Origin of the sequence: Aquipseudomonas ullengensis, from assembly GCF_014174475.1 — a bacterium.
Lineage (GTDB): Bacteria > Pseudomonadota > Gammaproteobacteria > Pseudomonadales > Pseudomonadaceae > Aquipseudomonas > Aquipseudomonas ullengensis.
Window position 1 is genome coordinate 1,073,199 of sequence record NZ_JACJUD010000001.1, and the last position, 20,338, is coordinate 1,093,536.

General features: G+C 66.7%; 18 protein-coding genes. 14 read left to right on the plus strand and 4 right to left on the minus strand.

Going from position 1 to position 20,338, the window contains the following annotated elements; genetic code table 11:
• Positions 1-110: 110 nt before the first annotated feature.
• From H3H51_RS04850 to H3H51_RS04880, 7 genes are all read left to right on the plus strand, one after another.
• Positions 111-2,612 (plus strand): TonB-dependent siderophore receptor, encoded by a 2,502-nt coding sequence (locus H3H51_RS04850; RefSeq protein WP_183087873.1) that lies wholly within the window; start codon positions 111-113, stop codon positions 2,610-2,612.
• Positions 2,613-2,812: 200 nt separating this feature from the next.
• Positions 2,813-3,109, plus strand: coding sequence for a hypothetical protein (locus tag H3H51_RS04855; RefSeq protein ID WP_183087874.1), 297 nt, complete (start codon positions 2,813-2,815; stop codon positions 3,107-3,109).
• Complete coding sequence (locus tag H3H51_RS04860) at positions 3,106-4,752, plus strand: PepSY-associated TM helix domain-containing protein (RefSeq protein ID WP_183087875.1); 1,647 nt, start codon at positions 3,106-3,108, stop codon at positions 4,750-4,752. Before H3H51_RS04855 ends, H3H51_RS04860 begins: the two co-directional genes overlap by 4 nt.
• A 17-nt stretch (positions 4,753-4,769) precedes the next feature.
• A complete protein-coding gene (locus tag H3H51_RS04865) occupies positions 4,770-5,096 on the plus strand; it encodes a DUF3325 domain-containing protein (RefSeq protein ID WP_183088036.1) in 327 nt (108 codons plus the stop codon).
• A gap of 28 nt (positions 5,097-5,124) precedes the next feature.
• Positions 5,125-6,297 carry an efflux RND transporter periplasmic adaptor subunit gene (locus tag H3H51_RS04870; RefSeq protein WP_183087876.1) on the plus strand — a complete coding sequence of 391 codons (1,173 nt, stop codon included), beginning with the start codon at positions 5,125-5,127 and terminating at the stop codon, positions 6,295-6,297.
• Positions 6,291-8,243: a MacB family efflux pump subunit gene (locus H3H51_RS04875; RefSeq protein WP_183087877.1), complete on the plus strand. Its 1,953-nt coding sequence runs from the start codon at positions 6,291-6,293 to the stop codon at positions 8,241-8,243. The genes H3H51_RS04870 and H3H51_RS04875 overlap by 7 nt, the downstream gene beginning before the upstream one ends.
• A gap of 13 nt (positions 8,244-8,256) precedes the next feature.
• Positions 8,257-9,630 (plus strand): efflux transporter outer membrane subunit, encoded by a 1,374-nt coding sequence (locus H3H51_RS04880; protein WP_183087878.1) that lies wholly within the window; start codon positions 8,257-8,259, stop codon positions 9,628-9,630.
• On the opposite strand, the gene H3H51_RS04885 is transcribed toward H3H51_RS04880, so the two are convergent.
• Positions 9,620-10,270, minus strand: a complete 651-nt coding sequence (locus H3H51_RS04885; RefSeq protein WP_220790815.1) for an HAD family hydrolase — start codon at positions 10,268-10,270, stop codon at positions 9,620-9,622. The genes H3H51_RS04880 and H3H51_RS04885 overlap by 11 nt on opposite strands.
• 32 nt (positions 10,271-10,302) lie before the next feature.
• On the minus strand, positions 10,303-10,845 hold the full coding sequence (locus H3H51_RS04890; protein WP_183087879.1) for a gamma carbonic anhydrase family protein: 543 nt from the start codon (positions 10,843-10,845) through the stop codon (positions 10,303-10,305).
• 123 nt (positions 10,846-10,968) lie between these two features.
• On the opposite strand from H3H51_RS04890, the gene prlC reads away from it, so the two are divergent.
• From prlC to H3H51_RS04905, 3 genes are all read left to right on the plus strand, one after another.
• On the plus strand, positions 10,969-13,014 hold the full coding sequence (gene prlC / locus H3H51_RS04895; protein ID WP_183087880.1) for an oligopeptidase A: 2,046 nt from the start codon (positions 10,969-10,971) through the stop codon (positions 13,012-13,014).
• Positions 13,011-13,289: a YheV family putative zinc ribbon protein gene (locus H3H51_RS04900; RefSeq protein WP_183087881.1), complete on the plus strand. Its 279-nt coding sequence runs from the start codon at positions 13,011-13,013 to the stop codon at positions 13,287-13,289. Before prlC ends, H3H51_RS04900 begins: the two co-directional genes overlap by 4 nt.
• Positions 13,290-13,460: 171 nt before the next feature.
• Positions 13,461-15,068 (plus strand): inorganic phosphate transporter, encoded by a 1,608-nt coding sequence (locus tag H3H51_RS04905; RefSeq protein WP_407926463.1) that lies wholly within the window; start codon positions 13,461-13,463, stop codon positions 15,066-15,068.
• 1 nt (position 15,069) lies between these two features.
• Here H3H51_RS04905 and H3H51_RS04910 read toward each other — a convergent pair whose 3' ends face one another.
• Positions 15,070-15,864: an AraC family transcriptional regulator gene (locus H3H51_RS04910; RefSeq protein WP_183087882.1), complete on the minus strand. Its 795-nt coding sequence runs from the start codon at positions 15,862-15,864 to the stop codon at positions 15,070-15,072.
• 80 nt (positions 15,865-15,944) lie between these two features.
• Between H3H51_RS04910 and H3H51_RS04915 the strand changes: the two genes are divergently transcribed.
• The 4 genes from H3H51_RS04915 to H3H51_RS04930 all read left to right on the plus strand — a co-directional run bounded on the left by H3H51_RS04915 (position 15,945) and on the right by H3H51_RS04930 (position 19,448).
• Positions 15,945-16,925: a bile acid:sodium symporter family protein gene (locus H3H51_RS04915; protein WP_183087883.1), complete on the plus strand. Its 981-nt coding sequence runs from the start codon at positions 15,945-15,947 to the stop codon at positions 16,923-16,925.
• Positions 16,926-17,100: 175 nt separating this feature from the next.
• Complete coding sequence (locus tag H3H51_RS04920) at positions 17,101-17,502, plus strand: hypothetical protein (RefSeq protein ID WP_183087884.1); 402 nt, start codon at positions 17,101-17,103, stop codon at positions 17,500-17,502.
• A 76-nt stretch (positions 17,503-17,578) separates the two neighbouring features.
• The gene (locus H3H51_RS04925) at positions 17,579-18,637 is read left to right on the plus strand and encodes a PA0069 family radical SAM protein (protein WP_183087885.1); all 1,059 of its coding nucleotides are present in this window, start codon (positions 17,579-17,581) and stop codon (positions 18,635-18,637) included.
• Between the two features lie 85 nt (positions 18,638-18,722).
• Entirely contained in the window at positions 18,723-19,448 is a 726-nt protein-coding gene (locus H3H51_RS04930; protein ID WP_183087886.1) for a carbonic anhydrase, read from the plus strand.
• Between the two features lie 46 nt (positions 19,449-19,494).
• Here the strand turns inward: H3H51_RS04930 and H3H51_RS04935 are convergent, their stop codons facing one another.
• Positions 19,495-20,136 (minus strand): hypothetical protein, encoded by a 642-nt coding sequence (locus H3H51_RS04935; RefSeq protein WP_183087887.1) that lies wholly within the window; start codon positions 20,134-20,136, stop codon positions 19,495-19,497.
• Positions 20,137-20,338: the final 202 nt, after the last annotated feature.

Sequence of the window (20,338 nt, forward strand, 5' to 3'; positions counted from 1 at the left end):
CGAGCTGAAAAATATTTCATCTCAGGTGTTGTTGATTCTGTTTCTCATTCGACTTGGTAGGAAAGCGCCGTCAGTGCGCTGCCAACGCCAACCCATCCAAGGAACCTCCCATGTCGCGCCCGACCGCTCCGCGCAGCGCCCTGCTGCTCCGTTCTCCCGTGCCCAGCCCGCTGAGCAAAGCCATTCACCGCGCGCTGCTCGGCGCGGCCCTGGCCCTGCCGCTGGGTGGTGTACTGCTGGCCGAGCCGGCCTGGGCGCAAAGCGTGGCGGCCGAGCGCGATTTCGCCATCGCCGCCGGTTCGCTGGAGTCGGCGCTGAACAGCTTCGCTGCTACCGCCGGGGTCAGCGTGTCGTTCTCCCCGGATGCGGTGCGGGGTCGCCAGTCGGCCGGCCTGCACGGGCGCTACGGCGTCGACCAGGCGCTCAACCAGCTGCTCGCCGGTAGCGGTGTGCAGGTGGTGCGCCAGGCCAGCGGCAACTACTCGCTGCTGCCGCCGCCGGAAGCCGGCTCGGCCCTGCAACTGGACGCCACCAGTGTCACCAGCACCGGCCTGGGCGCCACCACCGAAGGCACCGGTTCCTACACCAGCGGCTCGACCAGCACCGCCACCGGCCTGCCGCTGTCGATCCGCGAGACGCCGCAGTCGGTGTCGGTGATCACCAGCCAGCGCATGCGCGACCAGGGCCTGACCCAGCTCACTGACGTGGTGCGCCAGACCCCCGGCCTGACCCTCAGCCAGAGTGGCGGCAACGGCGGCGACAACAGCGCCATCTACTCGCGCGGCTTCGCCGTGGAGAACTACCAGATCGATGGCCTGCAACTGCTCGACAGCAACTACAGCAGCCCGGCGCAGAGCAACGACATGGTGCTGTACGACCGCGTGGAGGTGATCCGTGGTGCCACCGGCCTGACCAACGGCGTGGGCACTCCCGGCGCTACCCTGAACATGATCCGCAAGCGTCCGACGGCTGACTTCAAGAGCAGCGTTAGCGTTACCGGCGGCTCCTGGGATTACCGGCGCACCGAGGCCGACGTCAGCGGTTCGCTGACCGAGAGCGGCAACGTGCGCGGCCGCCTGGTCGGCGCGTACCAGGAAAACGATTCCTATGTCGACCGCCTCAGCGAGCGCAAGGAAGTGCTCTACGGTGTTATCGAAGCCGACCTGACTCCCGACACCCTGCTGACCTTCGGCATGGATTCGCAGTCCGACGACTATGACGGTCACGCTCGTAGTGGTCTGCCGCTATTCAACAACGACGGCTCGTGGGCTGATCATGACGACTCGGATTCCGCAGCCGCCGATTGGGCCTATTCCAACCGTAGCGCCGTGTCTGCCTTCGCCATCCTCGAGCACAACCTGACCGAGCGCTGGAAAGCCAAGCTGACCCTTAATAATCGCCGCAGCGAGTACGATGAATTCAGTGGCTATGCCGGTGGCAATAACTATGCGGCTGGCGCCGATCCTGCTTCGGTGATGCTTTATGCCAACCGCTGGAAAGCCAAGCCGGTGCAGAACAGCTTCGACCTGAACCTGGCCGGCAGCTACGACCTGTTTGGTCGTGAGCACGATGCGACGATCGGCTACACCCAGCAGAAAACCGACTACAACACCCCGGCCTACTCGTGGTGGCGTGACCCTGTGACGGGTGCTTTCCCGGTGATCGGCAACATCAACACCTGGGATGGCAAGACACCGGGCAAGCCTGATCTGCAGGCCTACGGCCGCATGGACTTCAGTGAAGAGCAAGACGCCGCCTACGCCAGCACCCGCCTGCGGGCCACCGATGACCTGTCGTTCATCCTCGGCGCCCGTCTGATCGACTGGGAAAACAAGGTCACCTACGACTACGACGATGGCACGCCAAGCGACGTCAGTGATCGCAGCGAAACCGGCGTGGTTACGCCGTTCGCCGGCGTGGTCTACGACCTCAACGACATCTGGTCGGTATACGGCAGCTACACCAGCATCTTCAAGCCGCAGAGCTACAAGACCCTGACCGGTGCCTATATCGATCCGCTGGAAGGCGTCGGTTATGAAGTGGGCAGCAAGGCCGCTTTCTTCGACGACCGCCTGAACCTCGGCATCGCCCTGTACCAGATCGAGCAGGACAACCTGGCCGTGTCGCTGGGCGATGGCCAGCTGGCCCCGGATGGCAGCCAGGCCTACCGCGCCGAGTCGGGCACCAAGACCCGTGGTTTCGAGGTGGAACTCACTGGCGAAGTGGCCACCGACTGGCAGGTCAGCACCAGCTTCAGCCGCAACATCGTGCAGGACTCCGACGGCAACGCGCTCAACACCAACATCGCGCAGAACACCGCCAAGCTGTTCACCAGCTACACCCTGCGCAGCCTCGGCAATGGCCTGACCTTCGGTGGTGGCGTCAACTGGCAGAGCGAGGCCTACAGCGACGGCGTTGGCCCGTTGGGCGTGCGCTTCACCCAGGACGACTACGCCGTGGTCGATGCCTTTGCTCGTTACCCGCTGACCAAGCAGCTGAGCGCCACCCTCAACCTAAACAACCTGCTGGACGAGGAGTACTACACCACGACCACCTCCAGCTACTTCGGCACTCCGCGCAACGCCACCCTCGGCCTGCGCATGGACTTCTGATCGGCCCCGCCGCGCTGCCGGGTTTAGCGCCGGCAGCGCGGTGGACACATCCCGTCACAGCTTCGGCTGTGGCCGGGGTGCGGGTTTTGCTCTGCTCGTTCGTCCTGGCTTTAGGGAGTTTGTATTCCCCGGGCCACAAATTTGTCTGCCGCTGGCGTTGCCGGCGGTTTTTCTTTGTACCGAACGATGGCTGTCTGCTGATGAAACCGACTTCCTCCTCCCCCGGACGTGTACGCGTGCTGCTGTCACGCAGCGCCGCGGCGATTCTCGGCGGCTACGCGCTGACCTCGGCCGTGGTGATCTTCCTCGGCGCCGTGTTGCCGCTGCCCAAGAGCCAGGCCATCCTGGCCGCCTCGCTGGCCAGTTTCGCGGTGTATACCGCGGCCATCGTCTGGGTCTTCGCGGTGCAGGACAACCGCCGCGCCTGGCTCGGCCTGTTGCTGCCGGCCGTGGTCCTGGCCGTGCTCGGCTGGTGGTTGGGGAGGGGCATGGTATGAGCGAGCCAGTCGTGAAGGACGGTCTGCGCCAGTCGATGGCCTGGCTGCACACCTGGGGCGGCCTGTGGGCCTGCTGGGTGTTGTTCGTGGTGTTTCTCACCGGCTCGCTCGGCGTGTTCGATGAGCCGATCACGCGCTGGATGAAGCCGCACCTGCCGCAGGCCGCCGAGGCCAGTGGCGGTACCGGCATGGACGATGGCTTCGACCGGCCGAACGCGGTGCGCATGGGCCACGACTGGTTCGTCGAGAATCAGCCTGGCGCGCATTTCTGGGGTATCGGCCTGCCCTCGGATGAAGACCCGTCGATCCGCCTGTTCTGGCAGGACCCGCAGGAGAATTTCCACAACGCCCGCATCGACTCCACCACTGGTAAGCCGGTGGACGGCTCGCACGAGCGCGACAGCGAAGGCGGCCACCACTTCGTGCACATGCACTTCGAGTTCCACGGTGGCACGGCGGGTATCTGGCTGGTCGGCTTCTTCACCATGGCCATGCTGGTCGGCCTGGTCAGCGGGGTGATCACCCACAAACGCATCTTCAAGGACTTCTTCACCTTCCGCCCGGGCAAGGGCCAGCGCAGCTGGCTGGACGCGCACAACGCGGTGTCGGTGCTGAGCCTGCCGTTCCAGCTGATGATCGCCTACACCGGCCTGGCGACCTTCTACGCGCTGTACATGCCGGTCGGCATCGCCACCCATTACAGCAACGAGGAAGCCTACTTCGCCGACCTGCTGACCCAGCCGGCGCAAGAGGAACACACGGGCATCGCCGCACCGCTGGCCAAGCTCGACGAGCTGCTGGTGCGTGGTGAAGCGCAGCTGCAGCGCCCGGTCAGCTTTGTCAGCATCGAGCACCCCAACGACAGCAGCTCCAGCGTGCGCCTGTTCGGCCGCTTCATCGAGAAGAGTGGCGAGTACCGCCTGCTCGGCGACGGTGGCGGCCAGGTGTTGTTCAACGGCGTAACCGGCGAGCAGACCGATATCCAGATGCCCGGCGAGTTGCGCGGCGGCGCCTCGCAGGACGTGCAGTCGGTGATGGCCAACCTGCACTTCGCCGCGTTCGGCGGGCATGCCGCGCGCTGGCTGTACTTCATCTGCGGCCTGGCGGGTGCGGCGATGATGGCCACCGGGGCGATCCTGTTCATGGTCAAGCGTCGCCAGCGTTCGCTGCATGAGTTTGGCGCGCGCACGCCGCAGGTCTACCGGCTGATCGAGGTGCTCAACATCGCCTCGATCAGCGGCCTGGCCCTGGCCTGCATCGCCTTCTTCTGGGCCAACCGGATCATCCCGTTGGGCATCAGCGACCGGCCCGAGTGGGAAATCGCCGCGTTCTTCGCCGTGTGGCTGGCGACCTTCGTGCATGCCGCGCTGCGCCCGGCGAACCGCGCCTGGATCGAACAGCTGCTGGCCACCGCCCTGCTCTGCCTGGCATTGCCGCTGCTCAACTGGCTGGTGGTCGGCGACCAGTTCATCGCGTACCTGCAACGTGGCGACGGCGAGCGTGCCGGGGTCGAGCTGGTGGCCATCGCCTTCGGCCTGCTCAGCCTGTGGACGGCCCGGCGGCTCTGGCACAAGAGCCAGCAGGCGGCCCACGCCAAACCGCGCCGCGAGCGGGCGCGCAACGCCGAAGCGGAGGTGGCGTGATGGCTATTTCCCTCGCCCTGCTGCTCGGCGGCGCGCTGTGCTACGCCGGGATGGCGGCGCTGTGCCTGGGCATGGATCGTCACCACCGCCAGGTCTGGTCGCGCACCGCGCCGCGCCGCCAGCGTGGCTTGCGTTTGGTCGGCTGGCTGCTGCTGGCCGTGGCCCTGTGGCCGTGCATCCGCGCCTGGGGCGGCTCGGTGGGCGTGGTGATCTGGTTTGGCCTGCTTACCGGCGCCGCGTTGCTGTTGGTATGGCTGTTGCCTTATCGGCCCAAGGGCGCCGCGTGGTTGATGGGCCTGAGTCTGCTGGGCAGCCTGCCCGCGCTGTTGTGGAGTGCCGGCTGATCCGCTGGTGTGCAAGGACGAGCATCGAATGAGTTTCCCTTCTGTAAAAACTATCCGTCGCGGCCTGCTGCTGGCGCTGCCGCTGGCCGTGATCGGCGGCGTACTGCTGTGGCGCAGCGAGCCGGCGCCGGCGTTTGCCACCGAGGCGGTCAGCCGCGGCGATGTCGAGGCCACGGTGGTCGCCATCGGCACCCTGCAACCGCGTGAGTCGGTGGACGTCGGTGCCCAGGTGTCCGGCCAGGTCACCCGCCTGCATGTCGAGCCGGGTGACCCGGTAGAGAAGGGCCAGCTGCTCGCCGAGATCGACGCCAGCCTGCACCAGGCCACGGTCGAGGCCGACCGCGCAGCACTCGATGGCCTGCGCGCGCAGCTGGAAGAACAGCAGGCACAGTTCGAGCTGGCCCAGCAGCAACACCAGCGCCAGCAGCGCCTGGCGGTGGACGAAGCGACCCGCGAGGAAGACGTGCAGGTCGCCGCCGCCAGCCTGAAAGCCGCCCAGGCCCGCCTCAAGCAGCTGCGTGCGCAGATCGCCGAGAGCCGGGCGCGGCTCAAGGGCAACGAGGCGCAGCTCAGCTACACGCGCCTGTACGCGCCCATCGCCGGCACCGTGCTCGGCGTCGACGTGAAGCAGGGCCAGACCCTCAACGCCACCTACCAGACGCCGACCGTGCTGCGCATCGCCGACCTCTCGGCGATGACCGCCTGGACCAAGGTCTCCGAGGCCGACATCCGCCAGCTCAAGCCGGGCCTCGGCCTGTACTTCACCACCCTGGGTGGCGACGGCCGCCGCTGGCACGCCAAGATCCGCCAGATCCTGCCGTCACCACCGCTGCCACCCGCGGCGTCCGGTGACGCCGGTGCCGCGCCGGTGACCATGAAAGCCGTGCAGTACACCGTGCTGTTCGACGTCGACAACCAGGACGGCGAACTGATGCCGCAGATGACCGCCCAGGTCACCTTCGTTACCGCCGCCGCCCGTGATGTGCTCACCGCACCGCTGGAAGCGTTGCAGGCGGTCGAAGGCAAGAGTGGCGTCTTCACGGCGCGCATCCTCAATGGCAAAGGCCGCCCGGAACCGCGTGAAGTGCAGATCGGCGCGCGCAGCCGCCAGCGCGTGGAAGTGCTCGACGGCCTGCAGGAGAACGAGCAACTGATCACCGCCGAGCTGCCGGACACCCGCGTGGCGAGGTTCCAGTGGTAAGCAGCACGCCACTGATCGAGCTGGAGAATATTCGCCGCTGCTATGGCGGCCACGACGGCGCCCCAGAGGTGGCGGTGCTGCGCGGGGTCAGCCTGAGCATCGCGGCCGGCGAATTCGTCGCCATCGTCGGCGCTTCCGGCTCCGGCAAGTCGACCCTGATGCACCTGCTTGGCTGCCTCGACCGGCCGACCTCGGGCACCTACCGCTTCGCCGGCCGCGATGTCGCCGAATTTGATGCCGACCAGTTGGCCTGGCTGCGCCGCGAGGCGTTCGGCTTCGTGTTCCAGGGCTACCACCTGATCGCCACCGAATCGGCCCGCGAGAACGTCGAGATCCCCGCGCTATACGCCGGCACCCCGGCCGAGCAGCGCCGCGAACGCGCCAGCGCCCTGCTCGCCCGCCTGGGCCTGGGCGAACGCCTCGACCATCGCCCCGGCCAGCTTTCCGGCGGCCAGCAGCAGCGGGTGTCGATTGCCCGCGCGCTGATGAACGGCGGGCGAATCATCCTCGCCGACGAACCCACCGGCGCCCTCGACTCGCACAGCGGCCAGGAGGTCATGGCCCTGCTGCGCGAGCTGGCGGCGGCCGGGCACACGGTGATCCTGATCACCCACGACCGCGACGTGGCCGCCCAGGCGCAGCGGGTGATCGAAATCCGCGACGGCGAGATCATCAGCGACAGTGGCGCTCAACCCTCGGCCCAGGCACTGCCGGCCCCGGACATGGCGGCGGCCGGGCAAGGATCCAGCCTGCCCTGGTGGAAGACCTTCGACGAGGTGGCGCGCTCGGCCTGGCGGGTGATGTGGCTGAATCGCTTCCGCACCGCGCTGACCTTGCTCGGCATCATCATCGGCGTGGCGTCAGTGATCGTCATGCTCGCCATCGGCCTGGGCACCAAGCAGAAAGTCATGGCGCAGATGGCCTCGATGGGCGCCACCACGCTGTACCTGTACAGCGCCCAGCCGCCGGAAGGTGGGCCCTGGGGCGTGCTCAGCGAGGCGGACATGCTGGCCGTGGCCAAGCTGCCGGAAGTCGACCTGGCCACGCCGGTGATCGGTAACCAGCGCACCGTGCAGTACGGCAATGTCTCGCGCGATATCTACGTGTATGCCAGCAACGAGCAGCTGCCGGGCATCCACCACTGGCCGCTGGCGCAGGGGCGCTTCTTCAACGCCGCCGAGGACGAGTCCCTGGCGCCGGTGGTGGTGCTCGGGCACAAGGCGCGCAAGCAGTTCTTCCGCGACGAACCCAATCCGCTGGGCCGCCAACTGTTGATCGGCGATGCGCCGTTCGAGGTGATCGGGGTGATGGCCGAGAAGGGCAAGGAATCCGGCGCCGACTACTACGACGAGATGGTGTTCATCCCCTACCAGGCCGGCCGCGCACGGGTCTACCAGGACATCCTGGAACCCGAATACGCCACCCTCACCGCGATGTCGACCAGCCAGGTCAACGCCGCTGGCGAGGCGGTGCGCGAGCTGCTGCTGGCGCGCCATGGCCGCGAAGACTTCCAGGTCGACAACGCCGCGGCCAAGGTCCAGGCCGAGGCCGACACCCAGGACAGCATGACCCGCATGCTCGGCCTGATCGCCGCCGTCTCCTTGCTGGTCGGCGGCATCGGGGTGATGAACGTGATGCTGATGACCGTGCGCGAACGCACCCGCGAGATCGGCATCCGCATGGCCACCGGCGCACGCCAGCGCGACATCCTTCGCCAGTTCCTCGGCGAGGCGGTGCTGGTCACCCTGGTCGGCGGCAGCATCGGCGTGCTGCTTGGCCTGCTGCTCGGCACGGGGCTGCTCGTCGCCGGCGTGCCGCTGATCTTTTCCCTGAGCGCCATGCTCGCGGCGTTCGCCTGTGCGGTGGCCACCGGCCTGCTGTTCGGTTACCTGCCGGCGAAGACTGCCGCCGCGCTCGACCCGGTTGTCGCGTTGGCGGCGGAATAGGATGAAATCTGCAATGACTTACCGCCTGCTGTCCCTGCCCCTACTGCTGGTTCTGCACGGTTGCACCAGCCAGGAGCCCGCGGTGGTCACCCCCGCCGCGCCAGCGCAGTGGCAACACGCGCCGCTGGTGAGTGCGCAGGTCGCTCCGGACTGGTGGCACGGTTTTGCCAATCCCGAACTGGATCGTCTGGTCGATCAGGCGCTGCTGGCCAACGACGATCTGGCCGGCGCCGTAGCCCGCGTGCGCCAGGCCGAAGCCAGCGCGCGCATGGCTGGCGCCCCGCTATTGCCGCAACTCGACGGCACCCTCGGCGCGGGTCGTGAAGGGCGCCTGGGTGGCGATGCCGAGGTGGCGGGGAGCAGCTATTCGGCAGGGCTAGCGGCCAGCTACGAGGTCGATCTGTGGGGCCGTCTCAACGCCGGTCGCGACAGCGCCCTGGCCGACCTGCGCGCCAGCCAGTTCGACCGCGCGGCGCTGCAGGTCACCCTCAGTGCCGGCGTGGTGTCGAGTTGGCTGCAGCGGGTCGGCCTGGACCAGCGCCTGCGCATCGCCGTGCTCAACCTGGACAACGCCGAACGGGTGCTGCGTACCGTCGAGTCGCGCCAGCGCGCCGGTGCCGCCACCAGCCTGGAACTGGCCCAGCAGCGTGGGGTGGTCGCCGAACAGCGGCGCGCCCTGGCCGCGCTGAGCCAGCAGACCGACGACAGCCGCGTGGCGCTGGCCGTATTGCTCGGCCAGAGCAGCAGCGCCAGCCTGAACCTGGCCGAACAGCAGCTGGAAGCGCTGCAACTGCCGGCGATCAGCGCCGGCCTGCCCAGCGACCTGCTGCTGCGCCGCCCCGATGTGGCCCGCGCCGAGGCGCAACTGGCCGCCGCCGATGCCGATGTGCAGGCCGCTCGCGCTGCCCTGCTGCCGCGCCTGAGCCTGACGGCTACGGCCGGCGGCAGCGCCGAACGGGTCTCCGACGTCTTTGCCGATCCGGTCTATTCCCTGGGCACGGCGCTGCTCGCCCCGATCTTCGACGGCGGCTACCTGGCTGCCAGCCGCGATCTGGCCGAGGCCCAGCGCGAGGAACTGCTGGCCGCGTACCGCAGCAGCATCGTCAGTGCCTTTGCCGATGTGCAGCTGGCGCTCAACGGCCTGGCCGGTATCGAAGCGCAATGGCAGGCGCAGCAGGCGGTGCTGGAGGAGGCCGAGCTGGCCTTCCGCTTGTCCGAGTCGCGCTACCGCGCCGGCGCCGACACCCTGCTGACCTTGCTCGACACCCAGCGCACCCTGTACGCCGCCCAGGACGACAGCGCGCAACTGCAACTGGCGCGCCTGCAGGCCGGCGTGGCGCTGTACCGTGCCCTTGGTGGTGGCTGGCAGGTGGCGACTAGCGAGTGAAGGCCTGGTGCAGCTCCGCCAGGGTGGCGAAGTACCAGTCGGGTGACTCGGCCATCAGCTCGGCGTGGCTGCCGAAACCGTAACCCACGCCGATAGCGCGCAAGCCATTGCGCTGGGCGCCGATCAGGTCGTGCTTGCGGTCGCCGATCATCAGCGTATCCGCCGGGTCCAGGCCTTCCTCGGCGAGCAAGTGGCGAATCAGCTCGACCTTGTCGGTGCGCGTGCCGTCCAGCTCGCTGCCGTAGATCACCTTGAAGTGCCGGGCGAAGTCGAAATGCCGGGCAATCTCGCGGGCGAACACGCTCGGTTTGCTGGTGGCGATGTACAGCGTGCGGCCCTGCGCGCCGAGCATGCCGAGCAGCTCGCCGACGCCATCGAACACGCGGTTCTCGTACAACCCGGTGACCTTAAACCGTTCGCGGTAGTGGTTCACCGCCTGCCAGGCGCGTTCTTCGCTGAAGTCGTAGGACTGCATGAAGCACTGCAGCAGCGGTGGGCCGATGAAATGCTCCAGGCGGGTCAGGTCCGGCTCGTGGATATCGAGCTGGGCCAGGGCGTATTGGATCGAGCGGGTAATGCCCTCGCGCGGATCGGTGAGCGTGCCGTCGAGGTCGAAGAGGATGTTTTGTGCGTACTGCATGGAAATACCGGGAATAGGAATGAACGGGCGGCTTACTGGTCGTAGCCTTCGGCCAGGTGCTGGTCCTTGAGCTTCACGTAGTTGCCGGCGCTGTAGCTGAAGAAGGCGCGCTCCTTGTCGGTCAGGGCGCGGGCCTGCTTCACCGGGCTGCCGACATAGAGGTAGCCGCTCTGCAGCACCTTGCCCGGCGGCACCAGGCTGCCGGCGCCGATGATCACCTCGTCCTCTACCACCGCGCCGTCCATGACGATGCTGCCCATGCCGACCAGGATGCGGTTGCCCAGGGTGCAACCGTGCAGGGTGACCTTGTGGCCGATGGTCACTTCGTCGCCGATGATCAGCGGGTAACCCTCCGGGTTGAACGGTCCGGCGTGGGTGATGTGCAGCACGCTGCCGTCCTGCACGCTGGTGCGCGCGCCTATGCGGATGCGGTGCATGTCGCCACGGATCAGGGCGAAGGGCCAGACCGAGCTGTCTTCGCCCAGCTGTACGTCACCGATGACCACTGCCGAACGGTCGACGAACACCCGTTCGCCCAGGCCGGGTGTGGTGCCCTGATAGGTACGAATCGCCACGATAGTCTCCTTCAAGCTGCGGTTTGCCCCGATTGTAATTAACATGCGGGGCATTCCGGTTGTGAAACGTCGCCCGCGACCCCATAACCTGTACATGTATTCGCGCATCAAAGGTGCCTAGCCGTGACCGCATCCAACCCCCTCCTGCAAGACTTCGACCTGCCGCCCTACCCCCTGATCAAGCCTGAGCATGTCGAGCCGGCCGTCAGCCAGATCCTCGACGACAGCCGCGCCGCCGTGGCTGCGCTGCTGGCGCAACCGGGCAAACCGAGCTGGAACGGCCTGGTGCTGGCCCTCGACGAGCTGGGCGCACGCCTTGGCCGGGCCTGGAGCCCGGTCAGCCACCTCAACGCGGTGTGCAACAACGCCGAACTGCGCAGCGCCTACGAGGCCTGCCTGCCCAAACTGTCGGAATACTGGACCGAGATGGGCCAGAACAAGCCGTTGTTCGAGGCCTATGAGGCGCTGGCCAACAGCCCTGAAGCCAGCGGCTTCGATGTGGCGCAGAAGACCATCCTCGAACACGCCCTGCGCGACTTCCGCCTGTCCGGTATCGACCTGCCGCCAGCCGAGCAGAAGCGCTACGGCGAGATCCAGATGAAGCTGTCCGAGCTGACCAGCAAATTCTCCAACCAGCTGCTCGACGCCACCCAGGCCTGGACCAAGCACGTCACTGACGAAGCAGTTCTGGCCGGCCTCACCGATTCGGCCAAGGCGCAGATGGCCCAGGCGGCCGAAGCCAAGGGCCTGGACGGCTGGCTGATCAGCCTGGAATTCCCCAGCTACTTCGCGGTGATGACCTACGCCGACGACCGCGCCCTGCGCGAAGAGGTCTACGCCGCCTACTGCACCCGCGCCTCCGACCAGGGGCCGAACGCCGGGCAAAACGACAACGGCCCGGTGATGGCCGAGATCCTCGACCTGCGCAAGGAACTGGCCGGCCTGCTCGGCTTTGCCAGCTACAGCGAGCTGAGCCTGGCCAGCAAGATGGCCGAGTCCACCGAACAGGTACTGACCTTCCTGCGCGACCTGGCCGTGCGCAGCAAGCCGTTCGCCGCCCAGGACCTCAGCGAGCTGAAAGCCTTCGCCGCCGAGCAAGGCTGCAACGATCTGCAGAGCTGGGACGTCGGCTACTACAGCGAGAAGCTGCGCGAGCAGCGCTACAGCATTTCCCAGGAAATCCTCCGCGCCTACTTCCCCATCGACAAGGTGCTGACCGGCCTGTTCGCCATCGTCGAGAAGCTCTACGGCATCCAGATCAAGGAACTGTCCGGCTTCGACAGCTGGCACCCGGACGTGCGCCTGTTCGAGATCAGCGAGAACGGCCAGCATGTCGGGCGCTTCTTCTTCGACCTTTACGCCCGCGCCAACAAGCGCGGCGGTGCCTGGATGGACGGCGCCCGCGACAAGCGTCGTTCGGCGCAAGGTGAGTTGGTCAGCCCGGTGGCCAACCTGGTGTGCAACTTCACCCCGGCGGTCGGCGGCAAGCCGGCACTGCTGACCCACGACGAAGTCACCACCCTGTTCCATGAGTTCGGCCACGGCCTGCACCACCTGCTGACCCGCGTCGAACATGCCGGCGCCTCCGGGATCAACGGCGTGGCCTGGGATGCGGTCGAGCTGCCGAGCCAGTTCATGGAGAACTGGTGCTGGGAGCCGGAAGGCCTGGCGCTGATCTCCGCTCACTACGAGAGTGGCGAGGCACTGCCGCAGGACCTGCTGGACAAGATGCTGGCCGCGAAGAACTTCCAGTCCGGGCTGATGATGGCGCGGCAGATCGAGTTCAGCCTGTTCGACTTTGAACTGCACGCCACTCACGGCGACGGCCGCAGCGTGCTGGAGGTGCTGGAAGGCATCCGCGCCGAGGTCTCGGTGATGCGTCCGCCTGCCTACAATCGCTTCCCCAACAGCTTCGCGCACATCTTCGCCGGCGGTTACGCGGCCGGTTACTACAGCTACAAGTGGGCCGAAGTGCTGAGCGCCGACGCCTTCTCCAAGTTCGAGGAAGACGGCGTGTTCAACGCCGACACCGGTCGTGCCTTCCGCGAGGCGATCCTCGCCCGTGGCGGTTCGCAGGCGCCGATGGTGCTGTTCGTCGACTTCCGCGGCCGCGAGCCGAGCATCGACGCCCTGCTGCGCCACCTCGGCCTGAGCGCGGAGGCAGCATGAGCGAGCAACCCGAAGTCACCCCCAAACGCTTCATCGCCGGCGCCGTGTGCCCGGCGTGCAGCGGCCAGGACACCATCAAGATGTGGAACGTCGACGGCGTGCCGCATCGCGAGTGCGTGACCTGCGGCTACGCCGACACCCTCAATGCCCAGGGCCAATCGGTGCCCAAGGAACTCGGCACGCGGGTCAGCCTGGCGCCGCCGAAACCGGCCGACCCCAAGGTTCAGGGCGTGCAGTTCTTCCCCAATCCGAAGCTAAAGAAACCCGGCGCCTAACGCCGCCTGCTGACGATGTGAGTGGCTACGCTGGAGTGAACCTGCACCAGCGCTGAGCATTTCTTACTCACGCAAGCTCTGGTCGTATCGGAGGATTCGCCATGGCTTGCCGTCATCTGTTGCTGCGTGCCCCGCGCCGGGAGCCATCCCGTCGTGCTTGATCGCTACCACCTGCTGGCCAACCTGCGGGCCGCGCGTCTGCCACAGGCGCCGGTCAGTCCGGTGCTGCAACGCAAGGCCGGGCTCAGCGGGCGCCTGCTGTTCGCCCTGTTGCTGGTCGGCGGGTTGCTCTACACCGCCATCAGCCTGCTTGCCGACATGCGCGCCAGCGGTCTCGAACCGCAGCTCGGCCTGCCGCTGCTGGTGCTCGGTGTGGCCTTGCTGGTGGCGCTGGGCTTCGAGTTCATCAACGGCTTCCACGACACCGCCAACGCGGTGGCCACGGTGATCTACACCAACGCCCTGCCGCCGAACGTGGCGGTGCTGCTGTCCGGCCTGTGCAATTTCCTCGGTGTGCTGCTTTCCAGCGGCGCGGTGGCCTTCGCCATCGTTGCCCTGTTGCCGGTCGACCTGATGTTGCAGGTCGGCAGCGGCGCCGGCCTGGCGATGATCTTCGCCCTGCTGATCGCCGCCATCCTGTGGAACCTCGGCACCTGGTGGCTGGGCTTGCCGGTATCGTCGTCACACACCCTGATCGGCTCGATCGTCGGTATCGGCCTGGCCCACGGCCTGCTGAGCGGTAACCTGGATGCCAGCGGCAGCGACTGGGAACAGTTGCTGAAGATCGGCTATGCGCTGTTGCTGTCGCCGCTGGTGGGTTTTGTCGCTGCGGCGCTGTTGTTGCTGCTGTTGCGTGTGGCGCTGATGAGCCCGGCGCTGTTCCGCGAGCCCGAGGGGCAGACGCCGCCACCCTGGTGGATTCGCCTGCTGCTGATCCTCACCTGCTCCGGGGTGTCGTTCGCCCATGGCTCCAACGACGGGCAGAAAGGCATCGGCCTGATCATGCTGATCCTGATCGGTACCGTGCCGCTGACCTTCGCCCTCGACCACAGCCAGTCGCCGGCGCAGACCGCGCACTTGGTTGACCTCAGCCTGGCCGCCGAGCAGGCGCTGCGGCGCACGGCATCCCCTCTGGAAGCGGCGGATACGCGCCAGGTGCTGATCGACTACCAGCGCAGCGAAGCACTCAGCCCAGCATTGTTGCCGGCGCTGGGCACGCTGGTTGGCGATATCGGCCGCGAGTTGCAACGCCACGGCAGCCTGGCGGCGGTGCCGCAGGACGCGGTGCTGGCGCTGCACAACGACCTGTACCTGAGCGCCTCGACCATCGTCCTGCTCAACGACGAGCAACTCGGCCTGGACCCCGAAGCCTGGGGCGCGCTGCAGGCCTTTCGCGTGCAGGGCGAGGCGCTGACCCGCTTCGTGCCGCTGTGGGTCAAGGTGGCGGTGGCCTTCGCCCTCGGCCTGGGCACCCTGGTCGGCTGGCGGCGCATCGTCGCCACCGTCGGCGAAGGGATTGGCAAGGAGCGCATGACCTACGCCCAGGGCGCATCCGCCCAGCTGGTGACCATGCTCACCATCGGCGCAGCGGACAGCTACGGCCTGCCGGTGTCGACCACCCAGGTGCTGTCGTCCGGGGTGGCCGGGACCATGGTCGCCAACGGCAGCGGCCTGCAGGGCAAGACCGTGCGCAACCTGCTGCTGGCCTGGGTGCTGACCTTGCCGGCGGCGATTCTGTTGGCGGGTGGGCTGTACACGCTATTCAGCGCATTCCTGTAGCTCAGCCGGCGCGAAAGAACTCGCCCGGCGTGCAGCCGAACTGTTGGCGGAAGGCAGCGATAAAGGCCGAGGTCGAGTCGTAGCCGCAGGCCAGGGCCACGTCGGTGACCCGCTGGCCTTGCTCCAGCGGCGTCAGCGCCCCGAGCAGGCGCATGCGCTGGCGCCAGGCGCGGAAGGTCAGCCCGGTGTCGCGCAAAAACAGCCGGCTGAGGGTCTTTTCCGATACCGCCAAACGCTGGCTCCACTGCGCCAGGGTGGCCTGGCCATCCGGTTGCGCCTGCAGGCTGCGGCACAGGGTACGCAGGCGGGCGTCACGCGGTAGTGGCAGCATCAGGTCGACAGGTGGCGCGGCGTTCACCTGGTCGAGCAGCACTTGGGCCAGGCGCCCGGGCGTGCCGTCCTGGTCGTATTCCACCGGCAAGGTGCTGAAGGCGCTAATCAGCTCGCGCAGCAGTGGGCTGACCACCAGCACCTGGCAAACACTGACCTGGCGCTCGGCCACGCTGTTGTCGATATACAGGCTGCGCATTTCTGTGCGCGGCGAGCTGTATACCCGGTGCGGCAGCCCGGCCGGGATCCACACGGCGCGCTGCGGCGGGGCGACGAAGCGGCCGGCGTCGGTGTGGATTTCCAGCACCCCGGCGATGGCGTAGGACAGCTGCACCCAGGGGTGGCTGTGGCGATGGGTGAGGGCGCGGTTGGGCAACGACTCGATACGCCCGTACAGCGGCCTGGGCAGGCTCTGCAGCCCGGGAATACTGCGCCGGTAGGCTTTTGGCTGTCCGTTAGGCGGCATTGATTGGCTCTTTGGCGTTAGTCGGTAATTGGCGAACACGGTAGTGTCGCCACAACTGCTCCGCAAGCATGAGAACGCGCATGTCCCTGTCCCGCCTGCTGCCTGACCGCTTCACCCTGACCCTGCTCGCCGTGGTCGCCCTCGCCAGTCTGTTGCCCTGCAGCGGCCAGGCGGCGGTGGCGTTTTCCTGGGTGACCAACCTGGCCATCGCCCTGCTGTTCTTCCTGCACGGCGCCAAGCTGTCGCGCGAGGCCATCATTGCCGGCGCATTGCACTGGCGCCTGCACCTGCTGGTGTTCGCCTGCACCTTCGTGCTGTTCCCGCTGCTCGGCCTGGCGCTCAAGCCGTTGCTGGCACCGCTGGTGACCCCGGAGCTGTACCTCGGCGTGCTCTACCTCTGCGCGCTACCGGCTACGGTGCAGTCGGCCATCGCTTTCACCTCGCTGGCGCGCGGCAATATCCCGGCGGCGATCTGCAGCGCGGCGGCGTCCAGCCTGTTCGGCATCTTCCTCACCCCGCTGCTGGTGGCGCTGCTATTGGGCACCCAGGGCGACGGCGGTTCGACCCTGGACGCCATCGGCAAGATCACCCTGCAGCTGCTGCTGCCCTTTATCGCCGGGCAGATCGCCCGCCGCTGGATCGGCGCCTGGGTAACGCGCAACAAGAACTGGCTGAAGTTCGTCGACCAGGGCTCGATCCTGCTGGTGGTCTACGGCGCGTTCAGCGAGGCGGTGGTCGAAGGGCTCTGGCAGCAGATTCCGCTGTCTGCCCTGGGCGGCCTGCTGCTGGTCTGTTGTGTGCTGCTGGCGCTGGTGCTGTTGTGCACCTGGCAACTGGGCAAGCGCCTGGGTTTCAGCCAGGAGGACCGCATCACCATCCTCTTCTGCGGTTCGAAGAAGAGCCTGGCCACCGGCGTGCCCATGGCCCAGGTGCTGTTCGCCGGCACTGGCATCGGCATGCTGATCCTGCCGCTGATGCTGTTCCACCAGATCCAGCTGATGGTCTGCGCGGTGCTGGCGCAGCGTTATGCGCAGCGGCCGGAGTCGGTGGCCGAAGTCTAGGGCCTGTTGCCACTTCATTTGGCGCAGTAACGCACCTTGTGCACGGCCTTGTAGGAGCCAGCTTGCTGGCGATGCTTTGGGGGGCGCAGTGGATCGCCAGCAAGCTGGCTCCTACAAAAACAGGCGACCTCCTGCCAGGCTGTACGCCGTCGCGCGGGCAGCTATTATCGGCGCCATGACCGTCGCCTTTCCGATCCGCAAGGAATGCCCGCCCGGCCTGTGCATCTGCGAGCGTGAGCGTTTGCTGGAGCAGGCCGGCGCCGATCTACGCGTCCTGCAGCTGACCCTGCAGGAGGAAAAGCGCCTGCTCGATCGCCTGGAAAACCTCGCCGACCTGGCCGACCTCGAGCGCATGCAGGTGCGCATGCACCAGCAGCTCGGCATCGCCGTGCAGATCACCCCGAGCTTCAACGAGGTGCGCACCATGCGTGGCATCAGCATCGTCGTCGAGGCGCTGCCAGGGCTATGCCGCAAGACCCGTCAGGCCATCCCCACGGCAATCCGCCGCAGCCTGGAACGGCATCCGGAAATCGCCTACGCGATCCTCAACTCAAACGACCTGCTGCGCGACGCCTGACCATTCGGCAGCGCCGGCTTGTGGCTGTGGATGACTCGTTATACTGTGTTTATATACAGTATTTGAGTGCCCCGCCATGTCGATCATTCCGCCCCGCGGTCGTGGTACCGCCAGCAATCCGCACAACCGCTTTGCCCCGACTCGCTCGCAGGTCGAGGACGATGGCTGGTTCCAGGACGAAACGCCGCCGAGCCTGGCCACCGAGGTACGCCGCGAGCAGGCGAAGACGGTGATCAGTCGCAACCAGTCGCCGGATGTCGGCTTCGACCGCTCGGTGAACCCCTATCGCGGCTGCGAGCACGGCTGCATCTACTGCTTCGCTCGCCCCAGCCATGCCTACTGGGACCTGTCGCCGGGCATCGATTTCGAAACCAAGCTGATCGCCAAGACCAACCTGGCTGATCGCCTGGAAGAGGAGCTGGGCAAACCGGGCTATGTGCCGCGACCGATTGCGCTGGGCATCAACACCGATGGCTACCAGCCCATCGAGCGTGAATACCAGCTGACCCGCCGCGCGCTGGAAATCCTCCTGCGTTTTCGTCACCCGGTGACCATCATCACCAAGAGCTCGCTGATCCTGCGTGACCTCGACCTGCTCGAGGAGCTGGCCAGCCGCAATCTGGTCAGCGTGGCGTTCAGCCTGACCACCCTGGATGACGAACTGAAACGCATCATGGAGCCGCGCACCGCTTCGCCCTCCGCCCGGCTGCGGGCCATGCGCACGCTGGGTGAGCACCGTGTGCCGGTCAGCGTGATCACCGCGCCGATCATCCCGATGATCAATGACATGGAGCTGGAAGCGCTGCTCGAAGCGGCGCGCGATGCCGGCGCGCGCTCCGCCGGCTATGTACTGCTGCGCTTGCCGCTGGAGATCGCCGAGCTGTTCGAGGAATGGCTGCAGGCGCACTTTCCCGAGCGTGCCGCCCATGTGATGAGCCTGATCCGCCAGTCCCGCGGCGGCCGCAACTACGACAGCCAGTTCGGCACGCGCATGCGTGGTGAGGGCATCTTCGCCGACCTGCTGGCGCAGCGCTTCGCCCTGGCGCGCAAGCGTTTGGGCCTCAATCACCGCGAGGGCTTCAACCTCGATTGCAGCCAGTTCGCCCCGCCTGGCCGGCAAATGGCCCTGCTGTAATTTGTGACTCTTCAAGGCTGGCAACTGTCCGCATGGCGGGTCGATAATTCGCCCCAGCGCAACGGTTCAGCATGAGGTAGACGCAATGCCCTACAAGCACAACGCCATTCCCCTGCAGGCGCGTACTGCGCCAGAGAGCGCCGACGAAGCGCTGAACGCCATAGTCGGAGGCTTCAAGCGCTTCCGCAACGAGGTCTTCCCGCAGCAGGAAGAGCTGTTCAAGGCGCTGGCCAGCGCGCAGAACCCGCGGGCCATGTTCATCACCTGCGCCGACTCGCGCATCGTCCCCGAGCTGATCACCCAGAGCGCGCCGGGCGACCTGTTCGTCACCCGCAACGTCGGCAACGTGGTGCCCGCCTACGGGCAGATGATGGGCGGCGTATCCACCGCCATCGAGTACGCGGTGCTGGCCCTGGGCGTGCAGCATATCATCGTCTGTGGCCACTCGGACTGTGGCGCGATGAAGGCGGTGCTGGCCCCTGAGACCCTGGAACGCATGCCGACGGTGAAGGCCTGGCTGCGCCATAGCGAAGTGGCGCTCAGGGTGGTCGAGGAGAACTGCGGTTGCGGTGGCGATGACACCCTGAGCGTCCTCACCGAGGAGAACGTGGTGGCCCAGCTCAATCACCTGTGCACCCACCCCTCGGTGGCGGCGAGGGTGGCCAATGGTCAGCTGTTCATCCACGGCTGGGTCTACGACATCGAGACCAGTGCGATCCGTGCCTACGACGCCGAGAGCGGGCGCTTCCTGCCCCTGGACGGCGACGTGGTGCCGATGGCCACGCCCAAGGCGCGCTACCAGCCGCTGTGAAACAACAAGGCCCGCAATCGCGGGCCTTGTTGCATCTGACCGTGGTTCAGGCCGGCAGGCCCAACTCCACACCCAGCTGGCGCGACAGGCATGGCCAGTTCTGCCAGGCCGCCAGCGTCTGCGGGCTGGATAGGCGTGCGCGGTACTCCTGCACCGAGCTTTGCTGGAACACGTCTTCACTGAGCATGCCATCGACCGCGTGGTGCACGGCCTCATCCAGCTGGTTGGCGAACGGCTCGCCGATCAGCTGGTGGGCGATCAGGTTGGCCACCGTGGTATCCAGCGGGATCAGCGGCTGGCCAAGGTGGGCGATATAGCGGTCGTTGACCTCCTCGACCAGGCGATGGGCCAGGTACGACTCGTCGAGCAGGGCGTCCAGGCCCTGATGCCCTTCCAGCAGCGCTGGCGGGCTGAGGAAGAACTGCTCGGCCAACTTCAGCACCGGCTTCACCTGAGCCTCGATCCCGGCATCGCGGGCCACGGCGTGGGCCGCATCCAGCACGTCCGGCACCTGCTCGATATAGGCAGCGACAAAGCGCTCCAGCACGCCCTGGGCATCATTGGCGGGCAACTGGATCGTTGGGTGCAGGCGCGCCAACTGACCTTCCAGCTGGTGGGCCAGATGACCGGTGCTGGCTTCATGGCCGAGGGCTTTCTGGATTAGCTCGCGCAAGGCAGGGGTATTCATGACGGCTCCTATGACAAGGACATGACTCAAACGAGCATTGACATTAGCTGCCCGAAAACGAGGTTTAAGAACCGATTGTCATAATTTTTTAATGTTTATGCACGGTCGCTATAACAAGCGCAGGTGTCTGCGCTGCATGCCGCGCCTCTCTAGGGCTACAGAGAGGAGGGCAAAAGCGTCCGCTATTTTTCCAGTTGCGTTG

Bases quoted from the DNA above. Each gene is read 5' to 3' on its own strand.
- H3H51_RS04855 (WP_183087874.1), top strand. From the start codon at position 2,813: ATGAAACCGACTTCCTCCTCCCCCGGACGTGTACGCGTGCTGCTGTCA.
- H3H51_RS04920 (WP_183087884.1), top strand. From the start codon at position 17,101: ATGACCGTCGCCTTTCCGATCCGCAAGGAATGCCCGCCCGGCCTGTGC.
- H3H51_RS04860 (WP_183087875.1), top strand. From the start codon at position 3,106: ATGAGCGAGCCAGTCGTGAAGGACGGTCTGCGCCAGTCGATGGCCTGG.
- H3H51_RS04885 (WP_220790815.1), bottom strand. From the start codon at position 10,270: ATGCAGTACGCACAAAACATCCTCTTCGACCTCGACGGCACGCTCACC.
- H3H51_RS04850 (WP_183087873.1), top strand. From the start codon at position 111: ATGTCGCGCCCGACCGCTCCGCGCAGCGCCCTGCTGCTCCGTTCTCCC.
- H3H51_RS04930 (WP_183087886.1), top strand. From the start codon at position 18,723: ATGCCCTACAAGCACAACGCCATTCCCCTGCAGGCGCGTACTGCGCCA.
- H3H51_RS04935 (WP_183087887.1), bottom strand. From the start codon at position 20,136: ATGAATACCCCTGCCTTGCGCGAGCTAATCCAGAAAGCCCTCGGCCAT.
- H3H51_RS04900 (WP_183087881.1), top strand. From the start codon at position 13,011: ATGAGCGAGCAACCCGAAGTCACCCCCAAACGCTTCATCGCCGGCGCC.
- H3H51_RS04880 (WP_183087878.1), top strand. From the start codon at position 8,257: ATGACTTACCGCCTGCTGTCCCTGCCCCTACTGCTGGTTCTGCACGGT.
- H3H51_RS04910 (WP_183087882.1), bottom strand. From the start codon at position 15,864: ATGCCGCCTAACGGACAGCCAAAAGCCTACCGGCGCAGTATTCCCGGG.
- H3H51_RS04925 (WP_183087885.1), top strand. From the start codon at position 17,579: ATGTCGATCATTCCGCCCCGCGGTCGTGGTACCGCCAGCAATCCGCAC.
- H3H51_RS04915 (WP_183087883.1), top strand. From the start codon at position 15,945: ATGTCCCTGTCCCGCCTGCTGCCTGACCGCTTCACCCTGACCCTGCTC.
- H3H51_RS04870 (WP_183087876.1), top strand. From the start codon at position 5,125: ATGAGTTTCCCTTCTGTAAAAACTATCCGTCGCGGCCTGCTGCTGGCG.